Here is a 15,020-nt window from a genome sequence, read left to right as displayed (position 1 = left end):
CTCCGTTAAGTGTTTGTCCCGGCCTCCTTCGCCCCGCGAGGATGGCCGGGACCACCCACTGCCGAGCCGAGAGCGGAGTGACCCGCGTTGACCACCAGCCCCGTGACACTCGACCGCCGGGACGGGCCGTACGGAGAAGTCGTGCTGCGCCGCCGTGCCGAGCATTTCGAGATCATCGCCAACGGCACCTTCCTGATGGACACCTCCGACGGGCGCTCCGAGCGGCTGCTCGTCGACGCCGCCCTGGACGCCCTGCCCGAGGAGTCCCGCTCCGGCGCCTCCGTCCTCGTCGGCGGCCTCGGGGTCGGCTTCTCCCTCGCGCACGCGGCGGCCGACCCGCGCTGGGGCCGGATCGCCGTCGCCGAGCGTGAGGGCGCCATCATCGACTGGCACCGCCAGGGGCCCCTCTCCTCGATCTCCGGGAGGGCGCTGGCCGATCCGAGGACCGTGATCCTGCACACGGACCTGGTGACCTACCTCCGCACCACCTCCGACACCTACGACGCCCTCTGTCTGGACATCGACAACGGGCCGGACTGGACGGTCACCGAGGACAACGAAACCCTGTACTCGGCCGAGGGGTTGACGGCCTGCGCGGCCCGGCTGAACCCCGGCGGCATCCTCGCCGTATGGTCCGCGCAGCCCTCGGTCGATTTCGAAGACTCGTTGCGGAATGCCGGATTCAGCGGGGTACGGACGGAAGAGATCCCCGTTGCCCGGGGCGTCCCCGACGCGGTCCACCTCGCCGTCCGCCCCCGATAACTCCTGGATAGCCGGGACACCACCCGTACCTCTAGGCTGCTGCACCGACATCGGCGACGCGAGGCGGGGCAATGGAGCAGACACACACCACTCACCACGGTGCGGCGGCCACTCCCGGGGCCCAGCGACGGGTCCTCGTGGTCGAGGACGACGCGACGATCGTCGAGGCGATCTCCGCGCGGCTGCGCGCAGAGGGCTTCCTCGTGCAGACCGCGACCGACGGCCCGGCGGCCGTGGACGCCGCCGAGGCCTGGCAACCGGACCTGATGGTCCTGGACGTGATGCTCCCGGGCTTCGACGGCCTGGAGGTGTGCCGCCGGGTCCAGGCCCAGCGGCCCGTCCCCGTCCTCATGCTGACCGCGCGGGACGACGAGACCGACATGCTCGTCGGGCTCGGCGTCGGCGCGGACGACTACATGACGAAGCCGTTCTCGATGCGCGAGCTCGCCGCCCGGGTGCACGTCCTGCTGCGCCGGGTCGAGCGGGCCGCGCTGGCGGCCGTCACCCCGCGCAGCGGGATCCTGCGCCTCGGCGAGCTGGAGATCGACCACGCGCAGCGCCGGGTCCGGGTGCGCTCCGAGGACGTGCACCTGACCCCGACCGAGTTCGACCTGCTGGTCTGCCTGGCGAGCACCCCGAGGGCGGTCCTCTCGCGGGAGCAGCTCCTCGCCGAGGTGTGGGACTGGGCGGACGCCTCCGGCACCCGGACCGTGGACAGCCACATCAAGGCGCTGCGCCGGAAGATCGGAGCCGAGCGCATCCGTACGGTCCATGGCGTGGGGTACGCGCTGGAGACCCCGGCGCCATGAGCCGGCCGGGGAGGCGCACGGAGGGCACCGCCGGCGCGCGGCGGCCCGCCCGGCGGCGGATCGTCATCTCGATCAAGACCAAGCTGGGTGCCCTGGTCGTCGGCGCGGTGCTGCTGACCTCGTGCCTCGCCCTGGTGGCGATCCGGACCTCCACGGAGTTCCGGTACATCACGATCTTCGCGATGATCGCGACCCTGCTGATCACCCAGTTCGTGGCGCAGTCCCTGACGGCGCCGCTGGACGAGATGACCACGGTCGCCGGGTCGATCTCGCGCGGCGACTTCAGCCGCCGAGTGCGGGGCGCGGACCGGCGGGACGAGCTGGGCGCCCTCGCCTTGACGATCAACCGCATGGCGGACGACCTGGAGGCCGTCGACCGGCACCGCAAGGAGCTGGTCGCCAATGTCTCGCACGAGCTGCGCACGCCGATCGCCGCGCTCCGGGCCGTCCTGGAGAACGTCGTGGACGGGGTGTCCGAGGCCGATCCGGAGACGATGCGCTCGGCGCTGAAGCAGACGGAGCGGCTCGGCCGGCTGGTGGAGACGCTGTTGGACCTGTCACGTCTTGACAACGGTGTCGTCGCGCTGAAGGCCAGCCGTTTCGAGGTGTGGCCGTACCTGTCGGGGGTGCTGCGCGAGGCGAACCTCGCCGCGTCCCAGCGCGGCCTGTTCTCCACGTCGGGGCTGCACAACCGCACGGACGTCCATCTGCACCTGGACGTGTCGCCGCCCGAGCTGGTCGCGCACGCGGACGCGGAGCGGCTGCACCAGGTGATGGCCAACCTGATCGACAACGCGGTGAAGCACTCGCCGCCGCACGGCCGGGTCACGGTCCGGGCCCGGCGCGGCCCGTATCCGGACTCGCTGGCGCTGGAGGTCGAGGACGAGGGTCCCGGCATCCCGGAGTCGGAGCGGCACAAGGTCTTCGAGCGGTTCAACCGGGGCACGGCGGCGCACCGGCACGGTCCGGGCAGCGACGGCGGCACCGGGCTCGGGCTCGCGATCGCCCGCTGGGCCGTGGATCTGCACGGTGGCGGGATCGGCGTGGCCGAATCGTCACGCGGCTGCCGTATCCGGGTCACTCTTCCGGGCAGCCTTCCGCCGAGAGATTGACGTAGGGTTCGAACCGGAAGAGCACGTTCTGCGTGTACGTGAGCGGGACCTGCGTGCACGTGAACGGGGTGCGATCAGGGATGCGGTCGAAGAGGGCCGCGCCCGCGCTTTTCCGTACCCTCACACGTGCGGAACCACGCTTGTTTCCCGCCATTCACGGTCCCGAAACACCTCGTCAAGTGTGACTTGCGCGACGTTGGAGTGCCTGGCCTGCACCTCCCGGCCGGGTAGGCGTAGCCTTTATTTCCGCTGTCCATCACCTTGTGAAGCGGAAGAGGGCGGTTGCCGCCGTGTCGTCTCAGTCCCCCAGTACCCCGAGCTCCCCGACCGACCAAGACGGGCAGGGTAAGAACCCTGCCGCCGCCTTCGGTGCCAATGAGTGGCTCGTCGACGAGATCTACCAGCAGTACCTCCAGGACCCGAATTCGGTCGATCGTGCCTGGTGGGACTTCTTCGCCGACTACAAGCCGGGAGCGTCGGCGACCCCGACCGCCCCGGCCCCCACCACCACTCAGAGCGCGCCCGCCGTGCCGCAGACGGGCCCCGCACAGGCCGCGCCTGCCGCTCCGGCGGCCGTTCCGGCCTCCGTGCCCGCTCCGGCCCCGGCGCCCGCCGCGGCTCCGGCTCCGGCCAAGCCGGCCGCGGCTCCCGCCGCGCCTGCCGCCCCGGTCGCCGCGAAGCCCGCCGCCGCTCCGGCGCCGGTGAAGGCCAAGGAGGCCACCGAGGCCCCCGCCGGCCCCGAGCTGGTCACGCTGCGCGGTCCCGCCGCCGCGGTCGCGAAGAACATGAACGCCTCGCTGGAGGTGCCGACGGCCACGTCCGTCCGCGCCGTCCCGGTGAAGCTGCTCTTCGACAACCGGATCGTGATCAACAACCACCTGAAGCGCGCCCGGGGCGGGAAGATCTCCTTCACGCACCTCATCGGCTACGCGATGGTGCAGGCGATCAAGGCCATGCCGTCGATGAACTACTCCTTCGCGGAGAAGGACGGCAAGCCGACCCTGGTCAAGCCGGAGCACGTCAACTTCGGTCTCGCGATCGACCTGGTGAAGCCCAACGGCGACCGCCAGCTCGTCGTCGCGGGCATCAAGAAGGCCGAGACGCTCAACTTCTTCGAGTTCTGGCAGGCGTACGAGGACATCGTCAAGCGGGCCCGCGTGGGCAAGCTGACGATGGAGGACTTCTCCGGCGTCACGGTCTCCCTGACCAACCCCGGCGGCCTCGGCACCGTCCACTCCGTGCCGCGTCTGATGCCCGGCCAGTCGGTCATCATGGGCGTCGGCTCGATGGACTACCCGGCCGAGTTCCAGGGCACGTCGCAGGACACCCTGAACAAGCTGGGCATCTCGAAGGTCATGACCCTGACCTCGACCTACGACCACCGGGTCATCCAGGGCGCCGCCTCCGGCGAGTTCCTGCGCGTCGTCGCGAACTACCTCCTCGGCGAGCAGGGCTTCTACGACGACATCTTCAAGGCGCTGCGCATCCCCTACGAGCCGGTCCGCTGGCTCAAGGACATCGACGCGTCGCACGACGACGACGTCACCAAGGCCGCGCGCGTCTTCGAGCTCATCCACTCCTACCGGGTCCGCGGCCACGTCATGGCCGACACCGACCCGCTGGAGTACAAGCAGCGCAAGCACCCCGACCTGGACATCACCGAGCACGGCCTCACCCTGTGGGACCTTGAGCGGGAGTTCGCGGTCGGCGGTTTCGCCGGCAAGTCGATGATGAAGCTCCGCGACATCCTCGGCGTCCTGCGCGACTCGTACTGCCGCACCACCGGCGTCGAGTTCATGCACATCCAGGACCCGAAGCAGCGCAAGTGGATCCAGGACCGCGTCGAGCGCCCCCACGCCCGTGTGGAGCGCGAGGAGCAGCTGCGGATCCTGCGCCGGCTGAACGCGGCGGAGGCCTTCGAGACCTTCCTGCAGACGAAGTACGTCGGCCAGAAGCGCTTCTCCCTGGAGGGCGGCGAGTCCGTCATCCCGCTGCTCGACGCGGTCATCGACTCGGCCGCCGAGTCGCGCCTCGACGAGGTCGTCATCGGCATGGCCCACCGCGGCCGCCTGAACGTCCTCGCGAACATCGTGGGCAAGTCGTACGCGCAGATCTTCCGCGAGTTCGAGGGCAACCTCGACCCGAAGTCGATGCACGGCTCCGGCGACGTCAAGTACCACCTGGGCGCCCAGGGCACCTTCACCGGTCTCGACGGCGAGCAGATCACGGTCTCCCTGGCCGCCAACCCCTCGCACCTGGAGGCGGTCGACCCGGTCCTGGAAGGCATCGTCCGCGCCAAGCAGGACGTCATCAACAAGGGCGGCACGGACTTCACCGTCCTGCCGGTCGCCCTCCACGGTGACGCGGCCTTCGCGGGCCAGGGCGTCGTGGCCGAGACCCTGAACATGTCGCAGCTGCGGGGCTACCGCACCGGCGGCACGGTCCACATCGTCATCAACAACCAGGTCGGCTTCACCGCCGCCCCGGAGTCCTCGCGTTCCTCGATGTACGCGACCGACGTGGCCCGCATGATCGAGGCGCCGATCTTCCACGTGAACGGCGACGACCCGGAGGCCGTGGTCCGCGTCGCGCGGCTCGCCTTCGAGTTCCGCCAGACGTTCAACAAGGACGTCGTGATCGACCTCATCTGCTACCGCCGCCGCGGTCACAACGAGGGCGACAACCCCTCGTTCACCAACCCGCAGATGTACAACCTGATCGACAAGAAGCGCTCGGTGCGCAAGCTGTACACCGAGTCGCTCATCGGTCGCGGCGACATCACCCTCGAAGAGGCGGAGCAGTCGCTCCAGGACTTCCAGGGCCAGCTGGAGAAGGTGTTCGCGGAGGTCCGCGAGGCCACCGCCGCCCCGGTTCCGACCCAGGTCCCGGACGCCAAGGCCGAGTTCCCGGTCTCCGTCACCACCGCGGTCTCCGCCGAGGTCGTGAAGCGGATCGCCGAGTCGCAGGTCAACGTCCCGGAGCGGATCACGGTCCACGCGCGTCTGACGCCGCAGATGCAGCGCCGCGCCGCCTCCATCGACGACGGCACCATCGACTGGGGCTTCGGCGAGACCCTCGCCATCGGCTCCCTGCTGATGGAGGGCACCCCGGTCCGGCTCTCCGGCCAGGACTCCCGTCGCGGCACCTTCGGCCAGCGCCACGCGGTGCTGGTGGACCAGGAGACCGGCGAGGACTTCACCCCGCTGCTCTACCTGGCCGACGACCAGGCCCACTACAACGTCTACGACTCGCTGCTCAGCGAGTACGCGGCGATGGGCTTCGAGTACGGCTACTCGCTGGCCCGCCCCGAGGCACTGGTCGTCTGGGAGGCCCAGTTCGGTGACTTCGTCAACGGCGCGCAGACCGTCGTCGACGAGTTCATCTCCTCGGCCGAGCAGAAGTGGGGCCAGACCTCCGGCGTCACGCTGCTCCTGCCGCACGGCTACGAGGGCCAGGGCCCGGACCACTCGTCCGCGCGCCCGGAGCGCTTCCTCCAGATGTGCGCCCAGGACAACATGACGATCGCGATGCCGACGCTGCCGTCGAACTACTTCCACCTCCTGCGCTGGCAGGTGCACAACCCGCACCACAAGCCGCTCATCGTCTTCACCCCGAAGTCGATGCTGCGTCTGAAGGCCGCGGCGTCGAAGGTGGAGGAGTTCACCACCGGCGGCTTCCGCCCGGTGATCGGCGACTCGACCGTCAACCCCGCGGACGTCCGCAAGGTCGTCTTCTGCGCCGGCAAGGTCTACTACGACCTGGAGGCCGAGCGTCAGAAGCGCGGTGACACGGAGACCGCGATCATCCGTCTGGAGCGCCTGTACCCGCTGCCGGGTGCCGAGCTCCAGGCCGAGATCGCCAAGTACCCGAACGCCGCGAAGTACATCTGGGCGCAGGAGGAGCCGGCGAACCAGGGTGCGTGGCCGTTCATCGCGCTCAACCTGATCGACCACCTCGACCTGGCGGTCGGCGCGGACATCCCGGCGGGCGAGCGCCTGCGCCGGATCTCGCGTCCGCACTCCTCGTCCCCGGCGGTCGGCTCGGCCAAGCGTCACCAGGCGGAGCAGCAGCAGCTGGTCAACGAGGTCTTCGACGCCTGATCGTCGTCCTCGGAGCACGTACGGAGGCCCGGCACCCCACTCGGGGTGCCGGGCCTCCGGCGTTCTCCGGGCGCCTCGGGGCGGCGGCCGTCAGAGATTGGCCTCGAAGTCCCAGTACGGACGGTTGCGCTGGCGCGCCGAGAGGGTGTGCGGGTGCTGGGCGCCGAGGGTCCTGGTGAGGGTCAGGAGCGCGTCCTCCTCCAGCTTCCCGGCCTCGTCGGTCTCGCGCAGGCCGCGCAGGTCGGTGGCGAGCGCGACCTGGCAGGACAGGGTCAGCGGGTGCTCGTTCCCGAGGACGTGCCGGGCCCGGCGCAGGGTGTCCCGGCTGAGTTCGGCGGCCTCGGCGACCCGTCCGTTGAAGTTGCGGGCGGCGCTGGCGTTGAGGGCGCAGCCGAACACCCAGGGGTGGTCGGAGCCGAGGGTGGCGGTGAGTCCGGCGAGCGCCGACTCCAGCATGGTCATGGCGGCGGCCCGCTCGCCGGAGGCCTGCATGACGAGCGCCGTGTTGGCGAGGACGCCGGTGGAGACCGGGTGGGCGGGGCCGAGGAGGGCGCGGTAGCCGGCCTCGGCCTCGGTGATGAGCTCCCTGGCGAGGTCGAGGTCGCCGTGCTCGCGGAGGAAGTTGGCGTAGTTGGTGACGGCCGACAGCGTCACGTAGTGGTCGCGGCCGTAGGCCTGCTCCAGGTGCTCCAGGACGCTCGCCATCATGGTGCCGATGTCCTGCTGGAAGCCGCCCTCGCGGCGGCGGCAGAGCGCCAGCTGGCTGCGCGCGTACAGGGTGTGGAGGTGCTGGGGTCCGAGGATCTTCACGTGCAGCCGGACGTTGGCCTCCTGCCGGCCGAGCGCCTCGCGGTAGCGGCCGAGCAGGCGCAGGTCCTGGGCGACGGCGTTGTTGGAGTTGAGCGTGGAGGCGTGGTGGGGCCGCAGGACGGTCTCGCAGCGGGTGAGGGTGTCGGCGTCCTGCTCGTACGCCTCCTGGTAGCGGCCGAGCATCCGCAGCACGACGCCGAGGTTGTGGCGGGCGACGAGGGTGAGGAACTGGGTCTCGCCGAGCAGGCTCCGGGCTTCGGCGAGGGCCTCCCGCTGGAGCTGCTCCGACTCCTTGTACTGGCCGAGGAAGCGCAGGTCGCGGGCGATGGAGACCTTGGTCTGGAGTTCGCCGAGCTGGTCGGTGGTCCCGGCGGCGGTCAGCCGCTCGCGCTGGGCAAGGTCGAGGTCGTACGCCTCGCGGAAGCGGCCGTAGCGGCGCAGGATGTCGCCTTCGAGCGTGGTGAGTTCCTGCATGTGCGGGGCGAGCGGCTCCATGAAGGACGTCCACTCGTCCCGGATGCGTCCGGCCAGCCGGATGCCGGCCTTGTACTCGCCGCTGCGGTCGCAGAACCGCAGGCAGTTGAGGACGGCGACCTGGATGCGCGGGTCGGTGCTGCGGAGGGCGCCCGACGGTTCCAGGTGCGGGAGGAGTTCGGAGTAGCGGGGCCAGTGCCTGCTGTCGGTGGGGTTGCCGGGGTCGGCCTCGGCGAGCAGGGTGCGGACGGCCTTGCGGTGGGCGTCGCGGTGCTCGCCGTCGGTGAGCCGGGCGACGATGTCGTGGACCAGCCGGTGCATGTGGATCGACTCCTGGTGGGGGCCGATCTCGTCGGTGGTCATGGGGCCTCGGGTCTCGCGGGTGAGCACCGAGTAGTTGACGAGGGTGTCGAGGGCGCGGGTCCAGGCGGGCAGGTCCGTGGCCATCCAGCGGAGGTCCTCGGGCAGTTGGGCCTGCGGGTAGGCGCGGACGATGCCGAGCGGGATGCGGCCGGGGGCGAAGGAGGCGCACAGGCTGAGGATGTCGATGGCCTGGGGCTGGGCGCGGCGGAGCCGGTTGATCAGTATCGACCAGGAGGTGAGGGAGGCGTTGGGCATGCCGTCGCCCGCCGAGGGCTCGTCGACGGTGGAGAGCCGTCCGTCGCGGACCATGCGGAGGTACTCGGGGGCCTCCATGCCGGACTCGCCGAGCCAGGCGGCGGCCTGGACGAGCGGCAGGGGTACGTCTCCGAACTCGGCGGCGACCTCGTCGGCCTCGGCCGCGCTGATCTGCGGGGCGCGGCGCATCAGGTAGCCGGTGGACTCGGAGCGGTCGAAGCTGGGGATCTCCAGGACGTCGGTGTGCTCGCGCCAGCCGCGGTTGCGGGAGGTGATGAGGACGTGGCCGGGGCCCTGGGGCAGCATGACCTCGATGCCGTCGGTGTCGTCCCAGCCGTCGAAGACGATGAGCCAGCGGGCGTGCGGGTCGCCGCGGCGGAGGGCTTCGCGGACGGCGCGGATGCGTTCGCCGGGCTCGCTGCCGGTGGGCAGGGAGAGCCGGACGGCGAGTTCGCCGAGGCGGTCGCGCTGGACGTTGCGGTCGTCGGAGCTGACCCACCAGATGACGTCGTAGTCGGGGCTGAAGCGGTGGGCGTACTCGGCGGCGATCTGGGTCTTGCCGATGCCGGACATGCCGAGGAGGGTGCACGCGGCGCTGCCGCGCTCGGCGTCCATGAGCCGTTCCTGGAGCTCGGTGAGGAGGTCGTCGCGGCCGGTGAACCGGGGGTTGCGGCGGGGGACGTCGCCCCAGATCTCGGGCGGGTTGTCGGGGTAGCGGGCGAGGGCGGCGGCCGGGAGGCGGCGGCCGGAGGCTCGGCGGGGTTCGATCGAGAGCCTGCTGAGGAGCCGTGCCTCGGCCTCCTCCTCGCCGACGCCCCAGAGGCTGACGGGTTCGAGGACGGCGGTGGAGGGGAGCAGGGTGCGGTTGGTGAGGTTGACGGCGGCGAACCGGTCGGCGTGCGCGGCGACGAAGCCGCGCAGGACGTCGTTCCACTCGCCGGCCGGCCGGGGGCCGAGCTCGAAGAACCAGTCGTTGAGGACGAGGAGGACCCGGCCGCGGGCGAGGAGCAGGTCGCCGAGGGAGTCCTCCAGGGGGACCTCGCGGGGCGGGTCCCACCGCTGGAGGGTGGCGCGTACGCCGTGGGCTTCGAGCCGCTGGTTGATCCAGGCCGCCCACGGCCGGTGGTAGCCGGGGAAGACCACCAGGACGTGTTCGGGGGCGGACCTGCCGCCGTGGCTCTCCGCGCCCCCGCCCGACCGCTGTTCCGCCATCTGTACGTCTCCCGTCCCGCTCACGCGCAACGCAGTGTCATGTGCCGTGGGCACAGTGTTACCCACGGGGGCCGTGGCTCGCTCCGAGGCTCGCATGGAGCTGCCTCATTTGCCGGGCGAACTCCCGCCCCTCATTGGTCAGTTCATCGGATTCAAGCAGCATCGCGAGCGCTTCGCCCACCTGATCGTGGACATGGTCGAACTGATGGACGGCCCGCGCTCGCCACGGCCCCGGGACCCCGGGGGCGTCCCTCGCCCGCCGCCACAGATCGGCCAACGCCAGGTGCGCGTAGGCGCCTTGGAAGACCCCGGCGACCGGACGCTCGTCGGTGCGCCAGCCGACCCGGTACAGCACGGCGTGGCCGGGGCGGTAGAGCGGGACGAGTTCGTGGAGCGTGGAGAGCTTGCCGTGGTGCAGCTCGTGGACGAGGGTCTCCGCCATGTCGAAGGCGCCGGCCGAGGGCGTCATGAGGACGGCCCCGGGGGCGACGCTGAGCGTGGCGCCGACCGAGCGCGGCCCCTGCGGTACGAGGGGGACGAGGGCGCCGACCGTCCGCCCGACCTCCGCCGCCCGCTCCCGGTCGGTCCGCCGCAGCAGTTCCCGGGCGGCGCGCCAGTGGCCGGACCAGGCGGCGTGGTCGATGTCGGGCCGCTCGGCCGCCACCCGGGCCGGGGTGCCGACGCCGCCGGGCGGTACGCGGTACGGGTCCAGGTCCTCCAGGCGGGCGGCTCCGCCGGACAGGCCGCGCAGGCCGCGCCAGCCGGGGCCGCTGCCGGTCACGGCGCCGGGGCCGGCACCGGCGGACGCTCCGGGGCCGACGCCGGCTCCGTCGCTGTCGCCGGGGCGGCCGTCGGTGACGCGCAGGAGCGCCGCCGGGGCCCCGCGGGCGCCCTCGGAGTGGATTCGGACGACCTGGGAGCGGGAGGTGAGCCGGACCGGGCCCGGAGTCACCAGGACGCTCCCGACGCCCGGGAGCGAGAGCACTCCGGCGGGCGCCTGGATCACGAGGTCGAGGCGCCGGCCGGCGCGCAGGGCGGCGGTGGCCGCGATCGGTTCCAGGCGGGCCAGGTGCCGGTCGAGGGCGGGTCCCGCGGGTTCGGTCAGGGCGGCGGCGAGCCAGGCCCCGGTGGTCGGGTAGTCGAGGACGGCGCGGACCACGGCGGGGGCCGTGCGCTCGGTCCGCTCCAGGAGGCGCCAGGCGGTGTCGAAGCCGCGCAGGGTCTCGGGAGCGACCTCGTCGCGTTGGCGCCGTACCCGTACCAGCAGGGCCTTGAGCAGCAGCAGTCGGCGGGCGTGCGCGCCGGTCCGCAGGAAGGACGCGCCGGCCGGGGCGGGACGGGTGGCCGCGAGCGCGGCGAAGGCCGCGGGGCGCGGCGGGGCGGCGATCACTCGCGCCTCCGGGAGCGGCCCGCCGGCGACTGCCCGGCCCGCCCGGCCCGCCGCTCGGCCCGCCGCTCGGCCCGTGCGTACCGAGCCGCCGGCCGCCGCCTGACGGATACGGCCGGAAACGAGCGGTCGGCGCGGGTGCCGGACGGCGGCGGACAGGGCGGACAGGCTCCGGTCCGGGCCGCGCCGGGCACCCGGGCGTCAGTCGACGATGGCGTCCTCGGGCCAGGAGACGACCAGATCCGAGGGGTGGAGCAGCACTCTCTCGACCGCCGCACCGAGGACGGCGTCGTCCATGACGCGCAAGGTCCGCAGATCAACGGCCGCGAGATCGGGCAGACGCGGAGACCGGCCGGCACTCCGGCCGACACCGGTCGCCCACTCCGTACGCTCGAACACTCTCGGCTCCTCCTCACCGACGCATGTCCCCCACGGTCGTAGCGGCGCAGCGGTTCTTCCCGACGCCACGAGACCGGAAACCCATTCGATTCAACTGCGCTCATTCGCGCCCCCGTTATCCAGCCGATCGACAGAAGCTCATCCCGTGGCGCCGCTCCAGGCCCACCAGGGCGGCGTGATCCTGCGTCGCTCCTCTGCCGAGCCCCTCCCGTATCCCGTGCCCGTCGCCCCCTCCGTCTCCCTCAGCAGGGCCTTGGTCCGCTCCACGTCGTCCCAGTCCACGTCCACGAGACGCCCCGTCAGCCGCCGCCACTGCTCGTCGGCGGACCGCAGCACCGCGCGCGCCCGGGCCGGGCGGCCCATCAGACACAGGACCGCTCCCTGTGCGTGCAACGCGCGGGCACCCGTGACCGTGCCCGGGGTGTCGCCGTGGGCGGCGCGGGCGTCCTCCCAGGCGTTGCGGTACGCGGTGAGGGCGTCGCCGATGCCGCCGTCCCGGGCGGTCTCGGACAACTCCAGCCTCACCCGCCCCAGTTGCAGCCAGGCCTCGGAGCGCGCTCCCGGGTCGTCGGTGGTGCGGACGGCCTGTTCCAGCAGGTGACGGCTCTCGAAGAGGTCGGGCAGGAACCCGGCGCGGTGGAAGCGGAGCGCGAGCACGCTGCCGATCAGCGTCGACGCGCCCGCCCGTTCCGGCGCGTCGCCGGGCAGCCGGGTGAGGGCCTCGCGCAGCACCCCTTCCGCCCGGTCGACGGGGGCGGTGCCCGTGCCGGCGGCGGCGCGGCGCAGCAGCGACTCGCCCCAGGTCAGCAGGAGCCGGCCGCGCTGCCCGCTCTCGGCGGGGGCGAGCAAGATGGCCTCCTCGTACGCCGCGTCGGCCGCGGCCCCGTCGCCGGTCGTGTCGTACAGCCGGGCCCGGGCGGTGGTGAAGCGCAGCCGCAGGGCGCGGCCGTCGCCGAGGAGGGGCTCGGCGCGGTCGAGCACGGGCCCGACGCCGGCCGGGTCGGCCTCGGTGAGGCGCAGGGCGTCGGCGAGGTCGAGGAGGGTGGCGGCGTTCTCCCTGAGGGCGAGGGCCGCGGTGAGCTCTCCGGCCGCCGCCTCGCCGTCGCCCCGGGCCAGGAGCAGCCGGCCGCGGCGCAGATGGAGGGTGTGCCGGGCGGTCTCGGGCCATCGGTCGGCGTCCTCGGCGAGGACGGCGAGGGCCGCGTCGAGGTGGCCGGATTCGTCGGTGTCGCGCCACAGGGCGTGGTGGACGACGGCGAGTTCGAGCCGGGCCTCGGCCCATGCCTCGCCGCCGGGCAGGGCCAGTTCCCCGGCGCGTACGAGCATGTCGGCGGCCTGGTCGAGGAGCTCGCGGCGCCGGTGGGAGCGGCGGGCGAGCGCGGTGCCGGCCTCGGCGTACAGGACGAGGCCGAGGACGGTACGGGCCTCTGCGGGGGCGGTGGGGAGCGCCGCCTCGGCTCGCTCGCGGGCCCCGGCGAGGAGGGCCGGGTCGGAGTGGGCGCGGCCCTGGGCGAGGAGGCTGCGGGCCTCGGTGAGCGGGTCGGGGGTGATGAGGTCGGGGTGGTAGAAGCGGAGCACGCGCGCGGGGATGCGGGCGAAGAGCTCGGTCTCGGCTCCCTCGGGGCCGAGGGGTTCGTCGGTCGCCTCGGGGAGGGCGGCGGCTCCGTCGCCCGTCCCGTGCCGCCCTTCGCCGTCGGTGCCCTGCTCGGCGCCGGGCTCCGTGTCCGTGCCGGCGAGGCGGGCGGCGGCGAGCGCCGGGAAGTTGCGCATGCCCTGGCCGAAGTTCCGCTCCACGTAGGCGGAGCAGTGCTTGAGGACGAGCGCGGCGGCGCTGGGGTCGAGCGAGCCGAGGAAGTGCTGCTGGACGCCGGGCGGATAGCTGAAGCAGGGGTACGGGGTGGGGCCGGGGAGCCGCCGCAGGAGCCCGCTGAGCAGGACCTCGGCCAGCTCCATGGGGCCGGTGTCGGGGAGCATGGCGCGCTGGACGAGCTGCATGACGGGGAGCGCGAGCGGCGCCGCCGCGAGGTGGACGGCGAGGTGGATCGCACCGGGCGAGGCACTGGCCCGGAAGGCGCGGAGGAGTTCCTCGTCGGGGCGGGGGACGCGGGGGGTCCGGGGCGCGCGGGGCGCCGTCGTCTCGGGGTCCAGCCAGGCGGCCCAGCCGCGTACGGCGTTGCCTCCGTGGCCGGTGTGGAGCCGGGCCCAGGAGGCGAAGGCCTCGGGGGTGGGGGTGAGCACGGGGACGGCCCGGCGGCCGGGGACGGGCGGCCCCCAGGGGTCGTCGTCGGAGCGGAAGGGGGTGTGGCCGCCGGGGGTCGCGGGGCGCTGGAAGGTGCCCGGTTCGGCGGGGAGCCCGGTACGGGGCCAGAGGCGCGGCGGCAGCGGCTGGACGAGGGCGAGCGGGGAGCGGCGGGGCCACTGGCGCAGGAAGCGCTGGGCGGCGCCGCGCTGCCAGAGGGGGCCGACGCAGTCGCTGACGACGAGGGTGAGCCGGCGGCCCGTCGGGTCGTGCAGCTGGTCGACGGGGCGCAGCCGGGGTCTGCCGTCGGCGCCGGAGGTGGTGGTGACGAGCGGGGGGCCTTCGCCGGTGTCGTAGAGCCGGTGCACCTGGACGTCGCGGAAGGCGCCGGACTGCTGGCAGGCCTGGCGGAGTTCCTCGACCATGCGGCTCCAGACGACCATGGCGGGGCCGGTGTCCATGAGGAGCTGGATGTCGGGGCGGCGGCCGGTCGCGGGGCGCAGGACGGGGGTGAGGATGCCGGCGGCGGCGCTGCGTTCGGCGGTGGCCTCCTCGTCGAGGCTGCCCTCGCCGGGGCGCTGCGGGACGAGGGCGTAGCCGCGCAGGGGCCGGAGGGCCTTCTGGAGGCCGAGGAGGCCGGGCAGCGCGTTGGCGCCGGGGGCGCGGACGGGCAGGGTCGCGGCCCGCTCCGTACGGCCTGCGGCACCGGGGCCGCCGGGCCCTCCGGCGGCCCCGGGCTCTCCTGAGCCCCCGGGTCCTCCCGTACCCCCCGCGTTCCCCGTACTCCCCGTGCTCCCCGTGCTCGTGACCAGGGAGACGGACTCGGGCGGCGTCGTCCCGGTCGCGGCCCCCTCCCCGTGGGCACCCCGATTGGCCGAATCTCGCCCCTCGGTGGGGAGTCGGCCCGCGTCCGAGCCGTTCCCCGCCCCCGATTCCGATGACGACCCCCGCTCCGGCTCCGGCTCCGGTGACTCCCGGGGCGTGCCCGGCAGCCAGCGCGACAGCCAGACCGCGTCCGCGATGTCCTCCGCGGTCGGGTCCTGGCCGCCCGCCCTCAGGCGCCGGGTGAGCTCCTCCAGCTGCATCCGGTGCACGCGT

Annotated in this window: 8 protein-coding genes; 4 read left to right on the top strand and 4 right to left on the bottom strand. The window is 73.1% G+C overall.

The genetic code is table 11. The features are described from left to right. Positions 1 to 87: 87 nt before the first annotated feature. The 4 genes from ACZ6K0_RS06390 to ACZ6K0_RS06375 all read left to right on the top strand — a co-directional run bounded on the left by ACZ6K0_RS06390 (position 88) and on the right by ACZ6K0_RS06375 (position 6,783). Positions 88 to 762, top strand: coding sequence for a spermidine synthase family protein (locus tag ACZ6K0_RS06390; protein WP_469227668.1), 675 nt, complete (start codon positions 88 to 90; stop codon positions 760 to 762). Positions 763 to 833: 71 nt separating this feature from the next. Next, positions 834 to 1,571: a response regulator transcription factor gene (locus ACZ6K0_RS06385; RefSeq protein ID WP_056644011.1), complete on the top strand. Its 738-nt coding sequence runs from the start codon at positions 834 to 836 to the stop codon at positions 1,569 to 1,571. Then, positions 1,568 to 2,683 (top strand): HAMP domain-containing sensor histidine kinase, encoded by a 1,116-nt coding sequence (locus ACZ6K0_RS06380; RefSeq protein ID WP_376400191.1) that lies wholly within the window; start codon positions 1,568 to 1,570, stop codon positions 2,681 to 2,683. Before ACZ6K0_RS06385 ends, ACZ6K0_RS06380 begins: the two co-directional genes overlap by 4 nt. Positions 2,684 to 2,973: 290 nt before the next feature. After that, complete coding sequence (locus ACZ6K0_RS06375; RefSeq protein ID WP_469227669.1) at positions 2,974 to 6,783, top strand: multifunctional oxoglutarate decarboxylase/oxoglutarate dehydrogenase thiamine pyrophosphate-binding subunit/dihydrolipoyllysine-residue succinyltransferase subunit; 3,810 nt, start codon at positions 2,974 to 2,976, stop codon at positions 6,781 to 6,783. A gap of 90 nt (positions 6,784 to 6,873) precedes the next feature. Here ACZ6K0_RS06375 and fxsT read toward each other — a convergent pair whose 3' ends face one another. From fxsT to ACZ6K0_RS06355, 4 genes are all read right to left on the bottom strand, one after another. After that, the gene (gene fxsT, locus ACZ6K0_RS06370) at positions 6,874 to 9,897 is read right to left on the bottom strand and encodes an FxSxx-COOH system tetratricopeptide repeat protein (protein ID WP_469227670.1); all 3,024 of its coding nucleotides are present in this window, start codon (positions 9,895 to 9,897) and stop codon (positions 6,874 to 6,876) included. A 58-nt stretch (positions 9,898 to 9,955) separates the two neighbouring features. Further along, positions 9,956 to 11,287, bottom strand: coding sequence for an HEXXH motif domain-containing protein (locus ACZ6K0_RS06365; RefSeq protein ID WP_469227671.1), 1,332 nt, complete (start codon positions 11,285 to 11,287; stop codon positions 9,956 to 9,958). A 198-nt stretch (positions 11,288 to 11,485) separates the two neighbouring features. Further along, positions 11,486 to 11,683: a hypothetical protein gene (locus tag ACZ6K0_RS06360; protein WP_376400204.1), complete on the bottom strand. Its 198-nt coding sequence runs from the start codon at positions 11,681 to 11,683 to the stop codon at positions 11,486 to 11,488. 138 nt (positions 11,684 to 11,821) lie between these two features. After that, positions 11,822 to 15,007, bottom strand: coding sequence for an SAV_2336 N-terminal domain-related protein (locus tag ACZ6K0_RS06355; protein WP_469228009.1), 3,186 nt, complete (start codon positions 15,005 to 15,007; stop codon positions 11,822 to 11,824). Between the last annotated feature and the right edge of the window lie 13 nt (positions 15,008 to 15,020).

It is taken from the genome of Streptomyces sp. NPDC042346 (assembly GCF_055581845.1).
This window is presented reverse-complemented; position numbering and strand designations above follow the sequence as displayed.

Excerpts from the sequence above, each read along its gene's own strand:
- ACZ6K0_RS06385 (WP_056644011.1), top strand. The coding sequence starts at position 834 with ATGGAGCAGACACACACCACTCACCACGGTGCGGCGGCCACTCCCGGG.
- ACZ6K0_RS06380 (WP_376400191.1), top strand. The coding sequence starts at position 1,568 with ATGAGCCGGCCGGGGAGGCGCACGGAGGGCACCGCCGGCGCGCGGCGG.
- fxsT (WP_469227670.1), bottom strand. The coding sequence starts at position 9,897 with ATGGCGGAACAGCGGTCGGGCGGGGGCGCGGAGAGCCACGGCGGCAGG.
- ACZ6K0_RS06355 (WP_469228009.1), bottom strand. The coding sequence starts at position 15,007 with ATGCAGCTGGAGGAGCTCACCCGGCGCCTGAGGGCGGGCGGCCAGGAC.